The 20,328-nt window shown below is 63.6% G+C and carries 17 protein-coding genes; 5 read left to right on the top strand and 12 right to left on the bottom strand.

The window, feature by feature from the left end; all coding sequences use genetic code 11:
- Positions 1–4 precede the first annotated feature (4 nt).
- The 4 genes from hpnE to BRA471DRAFT_RS38835 form a co-directional block, all read right to left on the bottom strand.
- Positions 5–1,261: a hydroxysqualene dehydroxylase HpnE gene (gene hpnE / locus BRA471DRAFT_RS13690; protein WP_007608081.1), complete on the bottom strand. Its 1,257-nt coding sequence runs from the start codon at positions 1,259–1,261 to the stop codon at positions 5–7.
- Positions 1,261–2,100, bottom strand: coding sequence for a presqualene diphosphate synthase HpnD (gene hpnD, locus BRA471DRAFT_RS13685; protein WP_007608079.1), 840 nt, complete (start codon positions 2,098–2,100; stop codon positions 1,261–1,263). Before hpnD ends, hpnE begins: the two co-directional genes overlap by 1 nt.
- Positions 2,090–2,974: a squalene synthase HpnC gene (gene hpnC, locus BRA471DRAFT_RS13680; protein ID WP_007608077.1), complete on the bottom strand. Its 885-nt coding sequence runs from the start codon at positions 2,972–2,974 to the stop codon at positions 2,090–2,092. The genes hpnD and hpnC overlap by 11 nt, the downstream gene beginning before the upstream one ends.
- Before the next feature lie 195 nt (positions 2,975–3,169).
- Entirely contained in the window at positions 3,170–3,403 is a 234-nt protein-coding gene (locus BRA471DRAFT_RS38835; protein ID WP_007593627.1) for a hypothetical protein, read from the bottom strand.
- 462 nt (positions 3,404–3,865) lie between these two features.
- Between BRA471DRAFT_RS38835 and BRA471DRAFT_RS13670 the strand changes: the two genes are divergently transcribed.
- Entirely contained in the window at positions 3,866–4,363 is a 498-nt protein-coding gene (locus BRA471DRAFT_RS13670) for a hypothetical protein (RefSeq protein ID WP_007608075.1), read from the top strand.
- Between the two features lie 123 nt (positions 4,364–4,486).
- Here BRA471DRAFT_RS13670 and BRA471DRAFT_RS13665 read toward each other — a convergent pair whose 3' ends face one another.
- The 4 genes from BRA471DRAFT_RS13665 to BRA471DRAFT_RS13650 form a co-directional block, all read right to left on the bottom strand.
- The gene (locus tag BRA471DRAFT_RS13665; RefSeq protein ID WP_007608074.1) at positions 4,487–6,853 is read right to left on the bottom strand and encodes an RND family transporter; all 2,367 of its coding nucleotides are present in this window, start codon (positions 6,851–6,853) and stop codon (positions 4,487–4,489) included.
- 206 nt (positions 6,854–7,059) lie between these two features.
- Positions 7,060–7,845, bottom strand: a complete 786-nt coding sequence (gene eutC, locus BRA471DRAFT_RS13660) for an ethanolamine ammonia-lyase subunit EutC (protein ID WP_007608073.1) — start codon at positions 7,843–7,845, stop codon at positions 7,060–7,062.
- Between the two features lie 6 nt (positions 7,846–7,851).
- On the bottom strand, positions 7,852–9,438 hold the full coding sequence (locus BRA471DRAFT_RS13655) for a B12-binding domain-containing radical SAM protein (protein WP_007608072.1): 1,587 nt from the start codon (positions 9,436–9,438) through the stop codon (positions 7,852–7,854).
- 152 nt (positions 9,439–9,590) lie between these two features.
- The gene (locus BRA471DRAFT_RS13650; protein WP_007608071.1) at positions 9,591–10,973 is read right to left on the bottom strand and encodes an ethanolamine ammonia-lyase subunit EutB; all 1,383 of its coding nucleotides are present in this window, start codon (positions 10,971–10,973) and stop codon (positions 9,591–9,593) included.
- 220 nt (positions 10,974–11,193) lie between these two features.
- Here BRA471DRAFT_RS13650 and BRA471DRAFT_RS13645 point away from each other — a divergent pair, with 220 nt between their 5' ends.
- The 4 genes from BRA471DRAFT_RS13645 to BRA471DRAFT_RS13630 all read left to right on the top strand — a co-directional run bounded on the left by BRA471DRAFT_RS13645 (position 11,194) and on the right by BRA471DRAFT_RS13630 (position 15,972).
- Positions 11,194–12,933, top strand: a complete 1,740-nt coding sequence (locus tag BRA471DRAFT_RS13645; RefSeq protein WP_007608070.1) for a methyl-accepting chemotaxis protein — start codon at positions 11,194–11,196, stop codon at positions 12,931–12,933.
- 335 nt (positions 12,934–13,268) lie between these two features.
- Complete coding sequence (locus BRA471DRAFT_RS13640) at positions 13,269–13,451, top strand: hypothetical protein (RefSeq protein WP_007608069.1); 183 nt, start codon at positions 13,269–13,271, stop codon at positions 13,449–13,451.
- 147 nt (positions 13,452–13,598) lie between these two features.
- Positions 13,599–13,907 (top strand): hypothetical protein, encoded by a 309-nt coding sequence (locus BRA471DRAFT_RS13635; RefSeq protein WP_007608068.1) that lies wholly within the window; start codon positions 13,599–13,601, stop codon positions 13,905–13,907.
- 91 nt (positions 13,908–13,998) lie between these two features.
- Complete coding sequence (locus BRA471DRAFT_RS13630) at positions 13,999–15,972, top strand: AI-2E family transporter (RefSeq protein WP_007608067.1); 1,974 nt, start codon at positions 13,999–14,001, stop codon at positions 15,970–15,972.
- 113 nt (positions 15,973–16,085) lie between these two features.
- Here the strand turns inward: BRA471DRAFT_RS13630 and BRA471DRAFT_RS13625 are convergent, their stop codons facing one another.
- The 4 genes from BRA471DRAFT_RS13625 to BRA471DRAFT_RS13610 form a co-directional block, all read right to left on the bottom strand.
- On the bottom strand, positions 16,086–16,577 hold the full coding sequence (locus BRA471DRAFT_RS13625; protein ID WP_007608065.1) for a septal ring lytic transglycosylase RlpA family protein: 492 nt from the start codon (positions 16,575–16,577) through the stop codon (positions 16,086–16,088).
- A 349-nt stretch (positions 16,578–16,926) separates the two neighbouring features.
- Positions 16,927–18,156, bottom strand: a complete 1,230-nt coding sequence (locus BRA471DRAFT_RS13620; RefSeq protein ID WP_007608063.1) for an acyl-CoA dehydrogenase family protein — start codon at positions 18,154–18,156, stop codon at positions 16,927–16,929.
- Between the two features lie 158 nt (positions 18,157–18,314).
- Positions 18,315–19,523: an ABC transporter substrate-binding protein gene (locus tag BRA471DRAFT_RS13615; RefSeq protein WP_007608060.1), complete on the bottom strand. Its 1,209-nt coding sequence runs from the start codon at positions 19,521–19,523 to the stop codon at positions 18,315–18,317.
- A gap of 112 nt (positions 19,524–19,635) precedes the next feature.
- Complete coding sequence (locus tag BRA471DRAFT_RS13610) at positions 19,636–20,211, bottom strand: HdeD family acid-resistance protein (protein ID WP_007608059.1); 576 nt, start codon at positions 20,209–20,211, stop codon at positions 19,636–19,638.
- Positions 20,212–20,328 lie beyond the last annotated feature (117 nt).

Genomic DNA, 20,328 nt, shown 5'->3' with positions numbered 1-20,328 from the left:
CCTGTCAGTATCCCTTGGCGGCCAGAACCAGATCGGCGGCGCGATCACCGGATCGGACCGATCCCTCGATGGTTGCAGGCAATCCCGTAGCAGTCCAATCGCCTGCAAGAAACAGGTTTTTCAGCGCAGTGACCGGCCCTGGACGCAGGGCATTCTGCGCCGGCGTCGCCGCAAATGTGGCACGGCGCTCGCGCACGATCTGCCAGGGCGGCAGCTCGCCGGAAACACCGCCCGCCTTGCAGACGTCTTTCCAGATCGCCTGCGCGAGTTCCTCGCGCGGCATGTCGACCAGACGGTCGCCGTTGCTGATGGTGACGGACAGCCGGTTCGGGAACGCAAACAGCCATTCCACGACGCCGCCGATCACGCCGAGGATCGGAGCCGATCCCGCTGGCGGCTCGACGCGGAAATGCGCATTCACGATGGCGCGGAATTCGGTCGGCGTCTTCAGGCCCGGCAGCAGGTTGGAGGCAGCGCGCGGCGGCACCGCCATCACGACGACGTCGCCCGCACCGATCTGGATCACATCCTCGCCGCCGAAATTCAGCGCGCCGACCTTACCGTCATGGGTTGCAAACGAGCGCAGCTCATGGCCGAGCTGAACGCTGTGCCCGCGCTCCTGCAGGAACGTCACGGCAGGCTCGATCAGCACCGCGCTGAGCCCGTCGCGCGCGATCAGGGGGCGGCAGGCCTGCCCGCCGGCGAGCAGCGTCTCGCGCACGATCGCGCCGGCAAGCCCCGCCGAGCCTTCGGGGGGATCGACGTTGAGCGCCGCGAGCAGCAGCGGCTGCACCAGGCGCTGATAGAGGACGCCCTCGCAGGGAATGGACTTGCCGACCAGCGTCTCTTCCGACGCCCAGATCAGCGGCGCCAGCTTCAGATAATCGGTCAACCCGGTGTCGGGGACACGGCGGCTCTCGTCGAGCACCCACGTCGGCAGCCGGCCATCGCCGAGATCGATCTGCCAGCGCTGCCCGGTCGTGATATCGACGAAGGGAAACTGCGCGCGCTCCGGACCGACGAGGCCCGCTTCGGTGCCGATCGAGCGCGCATAGGCGCGCGCATGGCTGTTGCCGGACAGCAGCAAATGGTTGCCATTGTCGATGGTGAGGTTGGTGGCGCCGTCGAAATAGGAACGGCAGCGGCCGCCGGCCTGCTGCGTCGCCTCATGCACGGCGACCTTGAAGCCGGCATTGGCGAGCCGCACGGCGGCGGAGAGGCCGGAGATTCCAGCACCGATGATGTGAGCTGTTTTTTGCATCAGATGAGAGCGTATCGGAGCAGGATGGCGATGCGTGTGACCTTCGACACACGCACCGGCTCACGCGGCGCGTTGAACCCGCGCGCGATCAGGAGATCCAGAATGGCATGATAGTATTTCGACATCATCCGCGGCGCGCGCACCGCGCGGCGCCGGTTGCGGTTCATGATCTCGTCCGACTTCTCGAAATACACCTTTGCGCGCTGCGCCAGCGGCAGGCAGACCTTCGGCAGCGCGCGCTCGACGATCACGCGGTCCGGATCGTTGGAGGTGATGCCGGCATGCAGCAGCGCTTCGCGCGGCAGATAGAGCCGGCCGAGGCCCGCGTCCTCGTCGATGTCGCGCAGGATGTTGGTGAGCTGGAGCGCGCGGCCGAGATGATGAGCAAGCTCGATGCCGTCTTCTTCCGGCAGGCCGAAGACCCGGACCGACAGCCGCCCCACGGCACTCGCGACGCGATCGCAATAGAGATCCAGCGTCGCCATGTCGGGCGCGCGGATGTCCTGCGGCACGTCCATCTCCATGCCGTCGACGATCGCGAGGAAATCCTCGCGCTTGAGGCCGAAGGTCTTCACCGAGGCGACGTAGTCCTTCAGCCGCGGTGGCGGATTGCCCTGGTAGAGCGCATCGATGTCGTTGCGCCACGCCTGAAGGGCGGCGAGCCGCTCGTCGCGCGGACCGTCGGAATCAGCAATGTCGTCGACCTGGCGGCAGAAACTATAGATCTGGAACATCGCTTCGCGCTGGTCGTGCGGCAGGATGCGCATCGCGGCGTAGAACGAACTGCCGGATGCGGTCGAGCCATAATTGGCGCCGGGCGAGCTCGCCTCAAGCGTCATGTGCAGTCCCCGGTCTGGAAATGGCCTTGCGTCCGACCGCGCGGCGGCCGACTTCGCCAATCATGCCGGCGAGGCTGAAGGTGAGAAGCTCGAACTTGTTCAGGTGCACGCGCTCGCGCAGGGGATCGCGCACCTTCAACAGGCGCACGATGCGATCTGCATAGGCCTGGATCACCGAGACCTCGACGCCGAGGCGGAAATCCCGGATCTCCGCAGCTAGCGACCTGCCCTCGTCGAGCAGAGCTTCGTTGCGCACGGCGAGAGCCTGAAGGCAGGCCAGCATCGCCGACGGCGACTGCGCCAGTCCGAGTTGCTCGACCGAGGCGCCGCTCGCGGCCAGCGCATCGCGCGGCAGGTAGACGCGGTTGAGCTCGCGGAAATCCTTGCCGCAATCCTGAAGGTGGTTGTTGATCTGCAGCGCTGCACAAAGCGCATCCGACGCGGCCCAGGTCGAGGTGCTCTCACCATGGACGTCGAGCATGAAGCGGCCGACCGGCATCGCCGAATAGCGGCAATAATGGATGACCTCGTCCCAATTCTCGTAGCGCAACTTGGTCACGTCCATCCGGAACGCGATGAGCACGTCGAGCGCGTGGCGCGGCGCCATGCCGCGTTCGGCCAGTGCGTGCCGCAAGCTGACGGCCTCGGCCTGGGTGTCGCCCTTGCCGAGCAATTCCGCCTCGAGCAGGTCGAGATAAGCGAGCTTCTCGTCCGGCGGCAGCGTGGCGTGGTCGGCGATGTCGTCGGCGGTGCGGACGAAATTGTAATACGCCAGGATCAGCGCGCGATGACGCGGATGAATGATCCAGGACGCGACGGGAAAATTCTCGTCGCGCTCACCCTTTCCGGATCGCAATTCGCTCGCAGAGGTCATCGAGGGCTGGTCTACAATCGTTTGGAACAGGAAGGGCTTTTTCGCTCGCGCTAGCCCGTGCCGGCGATGCCGCCGCGGCCCCCATATAGGGGAATACGGCCGCAAAACCAATCCTGTCTCTCGATGGCTGCCCTTTGCGGATCAGGTCCGAAAAGGCGGCCCCGGGGGCCGCCTTTTGTGGGCCAGTGGCCGAGCTTACTGGTTGTGGTTCTTCAAGACCTGGTCACAGGCCTGCGAAATCTTCGCCCGGTTTTCCTTGAGGCAGGCCAGGATGGTGAAATCGCCCTGATCGATGACCGGACGGCAGAGCTTCTGCACATCGCGCGAGCAGGCCTTCTGCTCGGCGTCCGTGCCGCGCCCTTGCTGGGCGAACGCTGCGGTCGAGAGGGAGGCCGACAGCAAGGTGAGAGCGACGAGAAGCTTACGCATTGTATTCCTTCATTCTGACGGCAGAATCGCACCAATCCCGGACAGCACAGGGCGACGACCGGAGCGGATTGTTCTGATGGGCAAGTCGCCGCGGGAGTAGCGGCCTCGGAGAAGGCACAAGCACTGGCAAATGCGGCCAAATTGGCGCCACGTCCACCAAATCAGGGCTTCCCTGCGCCTTCTCTGGCAAATGTAAGAGATTGATACTACGTCATAATTCAGGCACGCCGCGTTTTGCTGCGCACCTGTTGCAGAGCTGCATCTCTCCGTCCCACCTCGGGCGTCAGAAACATGCCGAAACGCAGAGAATCCGGAGACCAACCATGGCAAGCGCGCTTCGCGATGCCGACGTGTGGGCGGCCGGCCATTGAACCTGACACAGGCTCGGAACACTAAACCTTCGATGTGGCGAGACGTCCCTGGTGACAAGCGGACGTCGTTCCAAAACGGGATATTTTGAAGATGAAATTCTTTGGGCGATCTGAACTGGCAATCAAGGCAGCCGGCATCGGCGCTGTGCTGCTCTTCTCGGTGTCGACAAGTCAGGCTCAGGCGTCCGGACCGTTTGCAGGTTTCGAGGGCGCGTGGACCGGGACGGGTACGGTGTCGCTGTCCGACGGCTCCACCGAGCGCATCCGCTGCAAGGCCGACTACAAGGTTGCCGGCACCGGTCTCAGCCTCAAGCAGGCGTTGCACTGCGCCTCCGACAGCTACAAGTTCGACCTCACCAGCGACGTGACCAGCCAGGGCGAGCGCATCTCCGGCAATTGGAGCGAGACCAACCGCAACATCTTCGGCAATTTGCAAGGCACCGCCGGTGGCGGCCAGATCGAGGTGTTCGTCGAGGCCAACGGCTTTGCCGCCAATTTGTCGCTGCGCACCAACGGCACCAAGCAGACGGTGCAGATCTCATCGAAGGGCGAGATTCGCGGCGTCAACATCACGATGACGAAGGGCTGACAGCTCTTACCGCTTCGAAAGCAGCAAGCCCCGGTTCTCGCGAACCGGGGCTTTGTTGTTTTTCGGAGACGCGGCGCAGTCGCCCGGACCGCGCCGATTCGAGCGTCCGATGAATGAAGCCGCTCAGATCGCCGGCTTGTCGGTGCCCTGAAGCTTGCCGTGCAGATTGATCAGCCACATCGCCGTCGGCCGCAGGATGAAGAGATCGGCGACGAGCGCCATCACCATCGAGAAGGCGCTCAGCCAGCCGAACAGCCGTAGCGACGGCAGGTCGGAGAACACCGTGACCACGAGACCGCAGGCCAGCACCAGCGTGGTCAGGATCAATGCCGGGCCCACCAGCACGGTCGCTCGCTCCACCGCGAGCGCCGAGCCGACGCCCGGCTTGCTCTCGAGCCTGAGGCGGTTGAGGAAGTGGATGGTGGCGCTTAAGCCGAGGCCGAACGAAACGGTCAGAGCCACGACACTGGCGAATTGCAGCCCCTCGCCCATCGCCCACAGCACCGTTCCCGACATCACGACGGGGAAGACGCCCGGCAGGATGCAGGCGAACATCACGACCCAGGAACGGAAGGCCAGGCCGATGAAGATCGCGACCAGCGCGAATTCGACGGTGAGCCCGCGGTTGAGCTTCTCGATCATGCCGGCCGAGTTGCGCGCGGCAATCGCGGCAAGTCCCGTGACCGCCACTTCATAGCCGGGATGCTTCTTGCGGACTGCGTCGAGCTCGGAATCGAGCTTGTCGACGATCGGCAGGAGCTGGCTGGAATCCTTGTCCGGCACGCGACCTGCGACCACGACGGCGTCCTGCTCGGCATCGATGAACCGGCGCACCAGATGCTCCGGAATGACGCTGACATATTCCTTCAGCGTCGCGACGTCGGCGCTGCCGGCCTTGTCCGCGAGCCAGCGGCGCAGGGTCTCGACCGACCAGACATTGCCGACACCGGCTGCCTTCTCCACCGTCGCGTGCACGTCGGCGATGGTCTGCAGCGTCTCCGGCGAATAGAGCGATTCACCTTTGGGGAACTGGATCAGAACGTTGACCGGGTTGGCGCCGGTGAGCTTGGCGTCGAGCCGGTCGCTGGCGGCGACCGCCTGGCGCTTGTCCGGCACCTGGTCGGCGAGCCGATAGCGCGGCTCAAGATTGGCGTAGATCACGCCGAGGCCCGCCACGAACAGCACGGCGATCAGGCTGAACAGGCCGGGACGGCCCACCATGCGCACCGCGATCCAGTAGCAGAAATTACGCAGCGCCTGCACGCCGGCGTCCGCGCTCTGGAACTTGGTCGCAAAGACCTTCTCGTTGCGCACGAGCAGCACGCCGAACACCGGCACCAGCGACAACACCGCGACCAGCGCGATGATGGTGGCGGCGAGACCCGCCTCGCCGAACTTGCGGATCAGATCGGAGTCGGAGAACTGGAGCGCGATGAAGGAAATGCCGGCGGTGCCGTGCGTCAGCACGCAGGCCGGTCCCACCACCAGCACCGCGTTCTTGAATGCGGTGAACTTGTCCTGGCCCGCGATCAGCCGGTCGCGCGCGGCGAAGGTGAGCTGCATCGAGTCCGAGAAACTGATCACCATGATGAGCGGCGTCATCACGTTCAGGAACATGTTGAGATTGAAATTGGCCCAGCCGAGCGCGCCGAGCGCCAGCAGGATCGCGATCATCGGCGGGAACGCCGCCGCCACCATGAACGAGATCTTGCGGAAGAAGATGATGGCGATGACACAGCCGGCGAGAATGCCGAGGATGTTGTAGGTGAGCCCGTCGCGCTCGACCGCGTTGCGGATCTCGAGCTGCATCACAGGCACGCCGGAAAGCTGCACGTTGAGGCCGGTGTCGCCGAGGTCTTCCTTCATCAGCGCGCGGATGTCGGCGACGGTCTTGGTCAGCTTGTTGGAGGCGACCACCTCCGGATCGAGCGACAGCACGATCAGCGCCAGCGTGCCGTCCTCGGACAACAGCTTGCCGCGGATGATCTCGTTGGTTTTGACACCCTCGATGAACTTGTTATAGGCCTCGCCCTCGGGCAGCTCGGGTGGGAACAGCGCGGCGGGAAGCTTGCCCGGCGCCGGCGCCTGACGCGCGGAGAACAGCGAGACCAGTCCGCGCGTGCCGTCGATCAGCTGCATGTCGGTGACGAAGTCGCGCAGCTTCTCGAGGTTGTTCCGCGCCAGCAGGGTCTTGCCCTCGACCACGACGAGGACGTCGAATTCCTCGGCCGGGAACTTCTTGGTCACCGCTTCGTACTGGCGGAATTCGGGCGTGTTGGACCGGAACAGCTGCGACAGCGAATCGTCGATCTTGATCCGGTGGATGCCGAACACGGCGCCGACGATCAGCACGAGCAGGACGATGCAGGAGACGATGGGCGCCCGGACTGCGATCAGCCCGATGCGCTCCAGCCCGAAGGCGATCGAGGACGCAGGCCCCTGCTCGACCTTGTCGACATGAACCTCACTCTCGCTGTGCTTTTCGAGCATGCCTTGTCCAGTTCCTAAATCGGCTCGGGTCTGTGAGCTTGTCGCGCCCCGCGAACGGCTTGAAAATGCCATACCAATGGGAGGCTTGCCCTTTGAAAATGCGCAGAAAATCGCCGCGAGGGGTTTAGCAGGTCAATCACCCTTCTCGCAAGCAGGCGGAGTGTGGCCGAATCGATCAAGATGTGGCGATTTTGCCTTAATGCCCTTCATTCGGGCAAAGCCGTGCCAATTCGACGCGGCGCGCGGTCCGCGCTCTCGTCCTTCAGCGCCACACCGGTCACTTCCCGCGCGAGCCCCTCGCGGACCAGCCAGGCGATCTTGAAGGCAGCCTCGTCATAGCTCAACCCGGCCTTGTGGATGTTCGACAAGCAATTGCGCTCGGCATCGGTGCGATCAGGCTTCGGGGCGAAAGTCAGATAGGCGCCGAGACTGTCGGGCGCCGACAGGCCCGGCCGCTCGCCGATCAGCATCACGACCATGCGCGCGCCGAGAATGGCGCCGATCTCGTCGCCCAGCGCGACACGCGCGCCTGAGGCGACGACGACATGGCCGATCGCGACACCATCGTCGGCTGCAAGCAACGGCAGCAGGCGCATCACCAGCGCGGCCGCATGGGCGTGGACCGCCGCCGCCGACAGCCCATCGCCAATCACGACCACGAGTTGGCACGGCTCCGAGGCGCTCTGCGTCAGGGCATCGACTGATCCGGCATCGAGCCGTCTGCCCAGATCGGGCCGCCGCAGATAATCCCCGCGGTCGACCGCCCGGCTGTTCGCCTCGGTGACGACGAGGCCAAGCGCGCGGAGATCTGCGACCAGCCGCGGCGCATCGAAGACGGCATGCACGGCATCGCGGGCGCGGGCATGGTCCAGCGTGAAATCGAGCAGCGCCCGCGTCGGCAGGCTCGCGCCGCTGCGCCCGAGCGCGACGCGCGCGGGCGTAAGCGACCGCAGATCGAGGGTCGGACGACGCGGGATGGCCGGATCAGACATGTCGCATCATTCGGCGGGGACGGACGCCTCGCGTAGCCGGATCGAATAGTTCGAGGCGTTCTGCTGGCCGGTCGAGGCCGCCCGCGCAAAAGTGATGAGATGGTGCGCGATCAGGGTGCAGCCGATCAGCCCTTCGAGATCGCCGCGCTTGATGCGGCCCAGCGCGAATTTCCAGAACACGCGCTTGTAGTCGCCGAGCACGCCGACCTTCCAGAAAATGTTTCGCAGCATGACGAGGCCGCGCCTGATGTTGGGCCAGGTCTTCATCTCGTCCGGTTTCGGCATCTTCAAGCGGTGCACGTAAACGTGGTCGCATTGATACTGGAAGCGCGCGTAGACCTTCTCGGGCTCGTAGGCGACGGCCATGGCGTGCTTCCAGGACGCGACGACGTCGTCGTAGGGCAGCAGGAAGTTGACATTGGAATCGCGCCCGTCGTCCTCGACCAGGCGCCCCTCGCGCTCCAGACGGTCCCACAGCGGCGTCTTCGGCAGCGCCTGAAGCAGATTGATCGTGAGCAGCGGAATCCGGGAGTCCTCGACGAAGGCGAGCAGCGCCTCCGAAGTGTTCGGCTTGTCGGTGTCGAGCCCCATGATGATGCCGGACACGACCTCCATGCCGTAGGAGTTGATGGTTTGCACGCCCTCGAGGATCGGGACCATCATGTTATGGTCCTTGTGCATCGCCTTCAGCGCATCAGGGTCGGGCGTCTCGATGCCGCAGAAGATCGTGATGAAATAGGCCTCGCGCATCTTCTCGAGGATTTCCGGCCGCTTGGCAATGTTGAGCGTCGCCTCGCAGGCGAGCCGCACCACGTAACCGGTCCTCTTCTGCCATTCGATCAGATGCGGCAGGAGGTCCAGCGCCGCCTTGCGGTTGCCGATGAAATTGTCGTCGACGAAATAGACCGTGTCGGTCATGCCGCATTCGCGCAGACGGTCGAGTTCGGCGATGATCTGCTCCGGCGACTTGATGCGCGGATTGCGGCCGTAGAGGCCGGGGATGTCGCAGAACTCGCACTGATACGGACAGCCGCTGGAATACTGGATGCTGCCGAGGAAGTACTTCTTGACGTCGGCGAGCTCATAGGCCGGGATCGGAAACTCCGTCATCGGCACGCGATCCTTGGTGGTCAGAACCACCTGGGTCTCGGGACGCGAGATGTCGCGCGACAGTATTTCGAGCAGCTGATTGGTCGCGTCGCCGAGCTCGCCGACATGGAGATAGTCGAAGGACGGATAGTAGTCCGGGCAGGCGCTGACGGAGGGACCCCCGAGCGCGACCGGCAGGTCGAACTCGTGGGCGCGGCGGCAGATGTCGTTCATCTGCTGTCGCTGGATGTGCATGCCGCTGACGAAGACCGCCTCCGCCCATTCGAACTCCTCCTTCGTCGTGCGGCGAAGGTTCTCGTCGACGAATTTGACCTGCCACTCCTCGGGCAGATAGGCCGCGAGCAGCAAAAGTCCCTGCGGCGGCATGAAGGCGCGGACGCCATCGGTCAGGGGGTAGGAATGCTCGAACGTCCCGAACGACGATGTGTATCGCGGAAACACGCAGAGAATCCGCCGGGACGTCCCGTTACTTTCAGCTCGCATCAAAGCTCCCCCGCCACGCTCGACTTAGCCGCGGAAATTGCCAGACAGACACATAGCGTAATGCTGCCGCCGGAATTTCTCAATATTGTGGCATGAGCTTAATTCCCGGAGGGACCAATGGTTTCCTCGGGCCGCCGGGTGCTTCCGCCGCGTCACGCGATCAGCCGTGACGCAAAATCGGGCAGCAGGCCTGCATCGCTGGCAAGCCGGAAATCGGCGCCCGCAATGCCGGACCGCACCAGCCAGTCGTCGAACTCCGGCGCACGACGCAGTCCGAAGACGTCGCGGACATAGAGTGCGTCGTGAAAAGACGTGGACTGATAGTTCAGCATGACGTCATCGGCGCCGGGGACACCCATGATGAAGGTGACGCCGGCGGCAGCGAGCAGCGTCAGCAGATTGTCCATGTCGTCCTGGTCCGCCTCGGCGTGGTTGGTGTAGCAGATGTCGATGCCGAGCGGCAGGCCGAGCAGCTTGCCGCAAAAGTGATCCTCCAGCCCGGCCCGGATGATTTCCTTGCCGTCGTAGAGATATTCGGGGCCGATGAAGCCGACCACGCTGTTGACCAGGAGGGGCGCAAAGGCGCGGGCCACGGCGTAGGCGCGCGCCTCGCAGGTCTGCTGGTCGACGCCGTGATGGGCGTTGGCCGATAGCGCCGAGCCCTGCCCGGTCTCGAAATACATCACGTTCTGCCCAACCGTACCGCGCCTCTGCGACAACCCGGCCTCGTGCGCCTCCTTGAGAAGCGCGAGGTCGATGCCAAAACCGCGGTTGGCGGCCTCAGTGCCGGCGACCGACTGGAAGACGAGGTCGACCGGCACGCCCTGCCCGATCAGCGACAGCGTCGTGGTGACATGGGTCAGCACGCAGGCCTGGGTCGGGATCTTCAGCCGCGCGATGACCTCGTCGAGCAGCCGCAGCAATTGGCCGATCACGGCCGGGTCGTCGCTCGCCGGGTTGATTCCGATGCAGGCATCGCCGGCGCCGAGCAGGATGCCGTCGAGGATGGAGGCGGTGATGCCCCTGGCGTCGTCGAAGGGATGGTTGGGCTGGAGCCGGGTGCTCATCCGGCCCTTCAGGCCGATGGTGTTGCGGAAAGCGGTGGTGACCTCGCATTTCCGCGCCGCCAGGATCAGATCCTGGTTGCGCATCAGCTTCGAGACCGCGGCGGCCATCTCCGGGGTGATGCCGCGGGCCAGCTTGCGCAAGATTTCGGGCGTCGCGGCATCCGACAGCAGCCAGTCGCGAAATGCACCGACCGTCAGCGAAGCCACCGGCGCGAAGGCCTTGGCGTCGTGGCTGTCGATGACGAGGCGGGTGACCTCGTCGGTCTCATAGGGGATGACGGCTTCCTGCAAGAACTGCCCGAGCGGGACGTCGGCCAGCGCCATCCGCGCCGCGATCATCTGTTCGGCACTGGCGGCGGCGATCCCGGCCAACCGGTCGCCGGAGCGCGGCGGCGTCGCCTTGGCGAGCAGGTCGCGCAGATCCGGAAATGCGTAGGTCGTGGCGTCGATGGTGTGGCGGTAGACCAAGGGTTTCTCCGGGGTTCGTCGGCCAGAGGCCGACTCCAGCGCGATCCCAAAACTATACCTTCAGATCAAGACGCTGAAATATCTCCCTTTCTTTCGACCGCTGCCGAGTGGGGCCAAACCCGGCGTTAACGCCGCGTCCATCTTCATTCTGCATAGTTTTGCATTAATTTGTACGACCGCGCTCTCCGGCCGCTCCCGGCCATTCGGGCCCCTGAAAACCATGACAACCGACCAATCTGGGAATGCCACCGGCCTCGCCGGCCGCTTCACGCTTGCCAACAAGCTCTACGCGATCTTTGCGCTGTTTGCGCTGCTCACGGCGGCGATCGCGATGCTGTCCGACTACAACAGCCGCCGCGGTGCCGAGCTGACCACCGCGATCGAGACCGCGAACGCCGCCGCGCTGAACGTCGAGCGGGTCAATTCGCTGGTCTATGCGGTCGTGATGGAATCGCGCGGCGTCTACATGTCGACTGAACCGGCCGTGGTGAAGAAATACGGCGAGGGCCTGCTCAAGTTCAACGCCCAGATCCTCGGCGTCGTGAAGCGCTGGGAGACCATCGTCAAGGCTGACGATGCCGAGCAGTTCGCCACCTTCAAGAAGCGCATCGAGCAGTTCGTCGAGTTTCGCAAGGAGCTGGTGCGCCGCGGCGTCGAGATCAATGCGGCCGCGGGCCGCGAATGGGGCGACAACGACGCCAACCGCGCCGTGCGCTCGGCGCTGAACAAGGATCTCGAGGCGCTGTCCAAGGTCTATGCCGAGCGCGCGAGGCAGATCGCGCACGAGACCGAGACCAATCGCACCCTGTCCTTCGTCCTGACCTGCCTCGCCGGTGTGGCGCTCGCGCTCGTCGTGATCGGCGTCGTCATCATCGCCCGCTCGATCGCACGCCCCCTCTCCGCCATCACCGCGACCATCAAGCAGGTCGCTGACGGCGCCGAGAACGTCGTGGTGCCGCACTCTGACCGCGCCGACGAGATCGGCGCACTGGCACGCGCGATCCAGATCTTCCAGGACGCGATGGGGCGCAACCGCAACCTCGCCTCGCAGGTCTCGCAGGACTCCGCAGCGCGCGAGGAGCGCGCCCGCCACATCGAGCAATCCGTCGACGCGTTTCGCGGGGCGATCGGCGCGATCATGCGCGGCCTCAGCGACAACGCCTCCGTCATGCGCGAGACGGCGCAGACCATCACCCGCGTCACCGCGGACGCGAGCAGCCGCGCCGGCACGGCGGCGAACGCCACCGAGCAGGCCTCGCACAACGTCACGGCGGTGGCAGGCGCGGCCGAGGAGCTGTCTGCGTCGGTGGTGGAGATCGGCCGGCAGGTGCGGCAATCCGCCAGCGCGGTCGAGCAGACCGGCCAGCGCACCGAGAAATCGATCGCCGAGATCGAGAGCCTGGCGGCCGCCACGCAACGTATCGACGGCGTGCTCAGCCTGATCCAGGCGATCGCCGAGCAGACCAATCTGCTCGCGCTCAATGCCACCATCGAGGCCGCGCGCGCGGGCGATGCCGGCCGCGGCTTTGCCGTCGTCGCGCACGAAGTGAAGGCACTCGCGGGGCAGACCGCGAAGGCGACCGCCGACATCAGCGAGAACGTCTCGATGATCCAGTCCTCCACTCGCAACGCCGTCGACGCCGTCCGCGAGATCGGCGGCGCGGTGCGCGAGATCAACGACGTCACCTCGGCGATCGCCGGCGCCATCGGCCAGCAGGACGCCGCCACGCGCGAGATCTCGTCCAACGCACAATCGGCGGCCCAAGGCAACGAGACCCTCGTCGCCAACATCAGCTCGCTCCGCGACGCCATCGGCGAGACCGACACTGCGGCCTCCTCGGTGCTGACGGCTGCGAGCAGCGTGACCGAGACGGCGGAGACGCTGTCGCGCGAGGTGGAGAAGTTCTTCCAGAACCTGCGCTCGGGTGCGGCGGACGGCCGCGTCGCCAAGGCGGGGTAGCAGCACGTCCATCGCCAGCAGAGCCGGCGGTGGGTCGCTCCATCAAAAAACGCGAAAACAACCCCATGCACAGTAGCCGGGGACAGCGATATCAATGGCTTGGCTCTAGTTCCAAAATATTCGTATTTTTCGAAATGATATTTGACTCGTCGGGCAAAACACTGGCATGATGTCAATGTTGGAGCTTTCCGCGCTGGGCCGGTAGATCGTGAGAAGCCGAAGGCTGGCTGAGGCCGCCTCTCATCGCTTACCGTTGATGAACCATAGACACTGATCCAACAATTTTAGCGAAACTATACAGCCGCCTCTGCGTCGTTAGCCGGAGGGATTACAGCATGTCGACAGAGGGCCAATTCGACGACCAGGAGGTCAGGATCTGGCGCTACAGGGCGTTGGAGCGAGAGGTGACTGATCCGCTTGCCGCCGTGCTGCTCCACGACATCGTCCAGGATCTCGAAGCCGATCTTCACAGAGACCGCGCGATGACTCTCTCCGCAATCCCATCTTCCAAGTCATAATCGCCAATCATGGCGAGTTGACCTGTTTTTCGGGCACGGCGATGTCTGCGAACAGAGTGGTGGCAGCTGACGATATCTGTTCAGCCATGGAACCATTGGGTTCCCAGTCTATTGCCTCACTGACACATCACATTTTGGAGAAACACCATGAAATTTTTAACAGCCGCACTGACGGCCGCAGCAACTACCCTTCTCGTGACCGCTGCTTCCGCAGCCCCGCTGTCCCCCAACCTTTCCGCCGCACCGGACAGCAACGTTCAAAACGTGCGCATGGTCTGCAATGAAGACGGTCGTTGCTGGCGCGAGCGCAGCGAGCGCCGTGTTATCATCCGCGATGGGCGCGATTCCTACGGATATGCACCTCGCGAGCGCTACATCGAGCGGCGCGGCTATGAAGAGCGCAGCGGCATCGGCTTCCGCGCTCCCGGCGTGAGCGTCGGGATCGGCACTTACTGAGATACGAATCCTGTGAATGCAAAAGCCGCGGAGCAATCCGCGGCTTTTTTCAACTACAAACTCGCCGTCTTTCCCGGCCTAGCGAGGAGCTGTGATCAGGCAGCCATTCAAAGCACGAACTCCGGAAGAACTGATTTCGCTACTGAGCGCCGTGGCGATGGCTATTCTCGCCGCGATCATTGTCATGGTGCTGTATTATGGTCGCGAGATCATCATTCCGATAGCGCTGGCCGTCTTGCTCAGCTTCGTGCTGGCGCCTCTGGTTCGACTGGTTCAACGTCTGCGCATTCCACGCAGTTTGGCTGTGGTGAGCGTGGTCGTGATCGCCTTCGCGTTCATATTTGCGATGGGCAGTCTGCTCGCTACCCAACTCGCGCAGCTGGCCGGCGATTTGCCGCGATATCAGTCCACAATCAGCGAGAAGATCCAATCCTTCCGTGAGACCACCGCCGGTCGAGGCACGCTCGAGCGGGCTTCGAGCATGTTGAAGGACCTCAGCAAAGAGCTCGACAAGCCCAAGGAAGCCGCGAATTCGTTGGGGACCATAGCAGCTCCGAAAGCGGCCTCGCCGAAGCCCGTTCCTGTGGAAGTGCTTCAGCCCGATCCCGGCGCGCTGGAGAGCTTGCAAACGCTGATTTCACCGTTGCTTCATCCGCTCGCAACGACCGGGATCATCGTCATATTCGTGATCTTCATTTTGCTTCAGCGCGAGGATCTTCGTAATCGTCTGATCAGGCTGGCCGGTTCGGACGACCTGCAGCGCACCACGGCTGCCCTTGATGACGCGGCGAGCCGCCTCAGCCGGCTTTTCCTGATCCAGCTTCTGCTGAACGGGAGCTTCGGCATCATCATCGGAATGGGTCTCTGGCTGATCGGCGTTCCAAGCGCGATCCTGTGGGGCATTCTGGCAGCAGTGCTGCGCTTCGTGCCTTACATTGGGGCAGTCATCGCCGCCGCGTTTCCTCTCGCTCTCGCGGTCGCCGTCGATCCAACCTGGACGATGCTGCTGTGGACGATCGCGCTGTTCGTGGTGGTTGAGCCGGTCGTCGGCCATGTGCTGGAGCCGATGGTCTATGGACACAGCACGGGACTCTCGCCGGTGGCCGTTGTGGCTTCCGCGACGTTCTGGACGGCGCTCTGGGGTCCAATCGGCCTCGTTCTCGCGACCCCCCTTACCGTGTGTCTGGTCGTACTGGGCCGCCATGTCGAGCGCCTGGAGTTCCTGGACGTCATGTTCGGAGACCGACCAGCGCTCTCTCCGCCTGAGATATTCTATCAGCGGATGCTCGCCGGCGATCCAACAGAAGCATCGGCAAAAGCCGAGGAGTTCTTGAAGGAGCGATCTCTTGGCTCCTATTACGACGAAGTCGCCCTGCGAGGACTGCAACTGGCTCAAGCGGATGCCGAGCGCGGCGCTCTGGCTCCCGACCGGCTGACCAAAATCAGGGATGCGGTCCAGGAATTTGCCAATAACATTTCGGAGCAGGATGAGCGTCCGTCGCCGAAGGTCAACCCGACAACTGATGTCGAAGCTACATCTGCCATAGAGGGCGTGGCTGAGGACGCGCCTTATGAGAGCCTGCGGGTGCTGCGCAAGGAGGACTTGCCTTCTGAATGGCAAGGCGATCATCCCGTGCTCTGCTTGGCTGGACGAAATCCGATCGACGAAGCCGCTGCGATCATGCTGGCTCAACTGACGGATGCGCATGGTTTGTCGTCCCGAGTTGAAGCAGCGGGAGCGTTATCGACGGCGAATATCTTCCGGCTGGAGACCGCCGGGGTCGCCATTGCCTGTCTTGTCTATATGGACGCAAGTAGTCCTGCCCATATGCGCTACTCGGTGCGACGGCTTCGCCGTAAATTGCCGAAGGCTACAATCATTCTGGGTTGCTGGATGAAGGACATCGACCCAGCGGCGCTGGAAAGCCTGCGGGAAGGTGCCAAGGCGGATCTGGCTGCTGCAACTCTGGGCGGAGCGCTCAAACTCTGCATAGAGGCGACAGGTGTGGACTCCCTTGGCACAGGAGCCGAAGGCCAGATTTCGAAGATCACGGCCGCTTCGTAGTTTGGACGCGTGGACATGGCTGCTACGGGCGCGCAGCAAACCATGATGTCATCGCGGCGATGGCGCGGCGCCCGGGATCTTCGGCCGTGCTGCGCGACCTTCTGGTGCGCGATTCAACCAACCGGTCCGGGTGTCCAATCGCCGCCGGCAAGCGGCCGGACTTTTACGTCAGGAATGACCCCACGCTCCAGGCTCGGATCGAAATGGCGCATGGTCCGCTCATTGAAGTCGATGATGCGGCCAGGCCTTAGTGGTCCCACGTCATTTATCCTGACGATGACTTTCTTGCCGACGGCCTCGACGAGGGCGTATTTCGGCTTCGCGCCAAATCGGACCCCACCGAATTTCTTACGCAAGCTCGTCTTGATGGCAGCCGACCATACCGAGGGATCATAGCGCTCGCCGGAAGCCGTCTTCGGGCCGCCCTCCTCGTTGCCCGGCTTGAACGGATTGTACATGGATGCCGCGCCAACGATCGCTTCCCCGGAAGCGGCATTGTCGGCAGTGCTTGAGTGAACCCCACCAGCTTCACATCGCGCAATAGAAACGGAAACGGCAAGCGCAATTACGGCGCCGCAAATTGCGGCGCTCGATCGGAACACCATTATATCTCCTGTGATTTTCGATTGTTCGGTTCCGATGCCGCAAATCGTTTTGCGGGTCGAGCCACCCCTGGCTCCGGAACAGTTTGCAGGAACCGCAATAGTTCCAGCACGGCGTCTTAGTTGTCGCCGTCTAAGACAGACATTGCGTCAACAGCATGACGACGAGAGCGACAGTGAAATAGCGCGACGACATGAGTCTCGCGGCGTTACAAATCAGGCTAATCGATGCGCCCGCCTGCCTGACCGTGTTCATTCTTATTGACGTTGTTTTTCCCAGGAGCGCGATCATCGCCGCGACGCGCTGGGGCGGAGGCAGGCACCTTCTTCTACAAAGAAGGAGAGATCGTCCCTAAGCCATCACCCCGCCTCGCTTGATCAGCTCCTTCCCCACCGCTGCCAGATGCACCTGATCCGGTCCGTCGCCGATGCGGATGAAGCGGGCGTAAACGTAAGCACGCGCCAGGAACGTGTCCTGCGAGACGCCGGCGGCGCCGTGGATCTGGATGGCGCGGTCGATGACGCGGGCGGCCATGCTGGGCACCACGATCTTGGCGGCGGCAATCAGGTCGCGCGCCATCTTGTTGCCCTCGCGGTCCATCCTGTCGGCGGCCTGCAGCGTCAGCAAGCGCGCCTGCGCGATCTCGCAGAATGAGTGCGCGATGTCCTCGCGCACCGAGCCCTGCTCTGCGAGCGGCTTGCCGAACGCTGTGCGGGAGACCGCGCGCTGGCACATCAATTCCAGCGCACGCTGCGCGCAGCCGATCAGCCGCATGCAATGATGGATACGGCCGGGGCCGAGCCTGCCTTGCGCGATCTCGAAGCCGCGGCCCTCGCCGAGCAGGATGTTCTCCGCGGGCACGCGAACGTTCTCGTAGACGATCTCGGGATGGCCGACCGGCGCGTCATCATAGCCGTAGGTCAGCATGTCGCGGACGATGCGTACGCCGGGCGTCGCTCTCGGCACCAGGATCATGGATTGCTGGCGGTGGCGATCGGGATCTTCGGGCGCGGTCTTGCCCATCACGATCAGGATCCCGCAATCCTCGTTCATCGCGCCGGAGGTGAACCATTTGCGGCCGTTGATGACGTAGTCGCCGCCGTCGCGCTTGATCTCGCACTGGATGTTGGTGGCATCGCTGGAGGCGACCTGCGGCTCCGTCATCGAGAAGCCGGAGCGGATGCGTCCTTCCAGAAGCGGCTTCAGCCAGCGCTCCTGCTGTGCCGGCGTGCCGTAATTTGCCAACACCTCCATGTTGCCGACGTCCGGCGCCGAGCAATTGAACACCTCCGGCGCCCAGAGGATGCGGCCCATGATCTCCTTCACCGGCGCGTATTCGAGATTGCTGAGGCCAGTGTTGTTAAGGTCTTGACCGTGCTCGCCGGAGAGGAACAGGTTCCAAAGCCCCTGCTCGCGCGCCAGCCGCTTCAAGTCCTGAAGGACCTGTGGCGTCTTGTAGCGTGTCACTTCCGGCTTCACCTGCTCGTAATAGAGCTCCTCGACCGGCTCGACATGCGTGCGCATGAACCGGCGGACGCGCTCCTGCAACTCGAGCGAACGTTCGGAGTGGTGAAAGTCCATTGTGTTCTCCTGTTCGCAACATCTGAGGTCGTCATGCCCGGGCTTGTCCCGGGCATCCACGTCCTTTCGTGCCAGGGGCAAGACGTGGATGGCCGGGACAAGCCCGGCCATGACGATGTGGAAACATCGGTGCCTCCAAAGCGGGCGCTCGCTTGCCCTCACGTCCCGCGCAACAGCTCGCTTGCCACGATCCAGTCGGTGCCGTTGAACTCGAGCATATAGCCGTCCTTGATCGGGCGGAAATCCTGCGGCGTGGTGTTGAGCGTGATGCCGGGCATCAGCAGCGACAGCGGCACGTTCTTCAAATTGGCCGCCTGCGCCATGATGTTCTCGCGCGTCAGATTGTCCTTGCACTGCTTCAGCAAGACCACCAATGCCTCGGCGACGGTGTAGCCGTAGAGACCTGCGACGTTGTTGACGTCGGCATTGGGCAGGCGCTTCTTCATGAAATCGATATAGGCCGTCATCGCCGGATCATCCTTCGGCACCTCGACGAACGGCTTGAGCGAGCCGAGCGAGAGCACGCCCTTGCCGGCATCGAGGCCGGCCGGGACCATCACGGTGGCCTTGTTGGCACAGCCCGAGGCGAGGAAGCGCGTCGCCTGCCAGCCGACCTCATGTGCTTTCCGGATCGCCTGGGCGCAGGCACGCGGCGTCACCGAATAGATCATGAACACGTCGGCCTTGGTGTTGGCGAGCGTCAGCACCTGGGAATCGACGGTGGGGTCGGCGACCTCGAAGCTCGACGCCATCGCAATCACTTTGTCGGCGTCGGCACCAAGCGCTTCCTTGACGCCGCGCAGATATTCCTTGCCGGCGTCGTCGTTCTGATAGAGCACCGCGAAGCGCGCGTTCGGGTTCTTGGCACGGGCATAGGCGACGTCGATGGCGGCCTCGCTGGTGTAGTTCGGTGCCCATGGCAGCGCCATCGACCAGGGCATGTTGGCGGGATCGTTCCACTTCGAGGCCGAGCTGATCAGAAACAGCTGCGGCACCTTGTTGCTGTTGAGATATTTCGCGATCGCCGAGCTCGGCGCGGTGCCCATGGTCGCGAAGATGAAGGCGACGCCGTCACCCTCGACCAGCCGCCGCGCCGCTTCCATGGTCTTCGGCGGCGAGAAGGCGTCGTCGAGCGACAGCAGATTGAGCTTGCGGCCGTTGATCCCGCCCTTCTCGTTCACCTCGTCGAAATAGGCCGAGATCACCCTGCCGGTGATGCCGAGCGGCGATGCGGGACCGCTATAGGGCATGGTGTTGCCGATCTTGATCTCGGTGTCGCTGATGCCGGGACCGTAGGATTTTTGCGCGGAGACAGGCGTGGACAGGCAGGCAGCCAAGGCTGCAGCCAGGACCAAAGCGGCTTTCATGGTTTCTCCCCGATGATGATCGCCGCGCGAGTCGGAAGGCGCAGCGTGCTGCTTTTTGCCAGCACGCCAGATCAGCGGAGTTCCGTGAGAGGGTCTTGCGTCGAGTTGCTGATCAGTGGCGCCGCTTCAGGCTGAAGCCCAGGCTCACCCACCCCGCGCCCGCCATGATCAGGTCGATGCCGAGAAACAGGCCGAGGATGTAGACGCTGTTCACCGGCCAACGTGCCAGGATCAACAGCCCCAGCAGCAGCGTGATGGCGCCCGAGAGCGCCACCCAGACCCACGGACTTTCACGCTTCATGCTGAAAGCGAGAAACAGCCGGACGGCGCCGGAGGCAAGCAGCGAGGCACCCAGGAACAGGGTCAGCAACACTGCAGCAAACAGCGGGTTCTCGAAGGTGAGAAAGCCCGCGATAACATAGAGTACGCCGAGCAAGGCCCAGATTACGAACTTGCCCCAGCTTTTCATCTGGAACGCGCCGATGATTTCGGCCGCGCCTGCGACGATCATCATGGCACCAACCACGATCACGCTCGCCACCGTCGCCATGACCACGCTGCCAAGTGCGACGAAGCCGGCGACGAGGTAGACGACTCCCAAGGCTACGATCCAGCCCCATTTGGCATGCAGGGCCGCGATCCCGGAGCCCAGGCCGGAAGGATGGGAGATATCCGAGGCACTTGTCATGACGGCCACTCCTGCATGGAAGCCCGCGAGCACAGGCCAGTATAGCGCGCGCCGCACCGGGACGACAGCCAGCACAGCAGCCCTCGGGGGCAGCGACATTGACGCAAATCAAGTCGG

The sequence above is a fragment of the Bradyrhizobium sp. WSM471 genome, assembly GCF_000244915.1.
In the GTDB taxonomy this organism is placed as follows: domain Bacteria; phylum Pseudomonadota; class Alphaproteobacteria; order Rhizobiales; family Xanthobacteraceae; genus Bradyrhizobium.
This window is presented reverse-complemented; position numbering and strand designations above follow the sequence as displayed.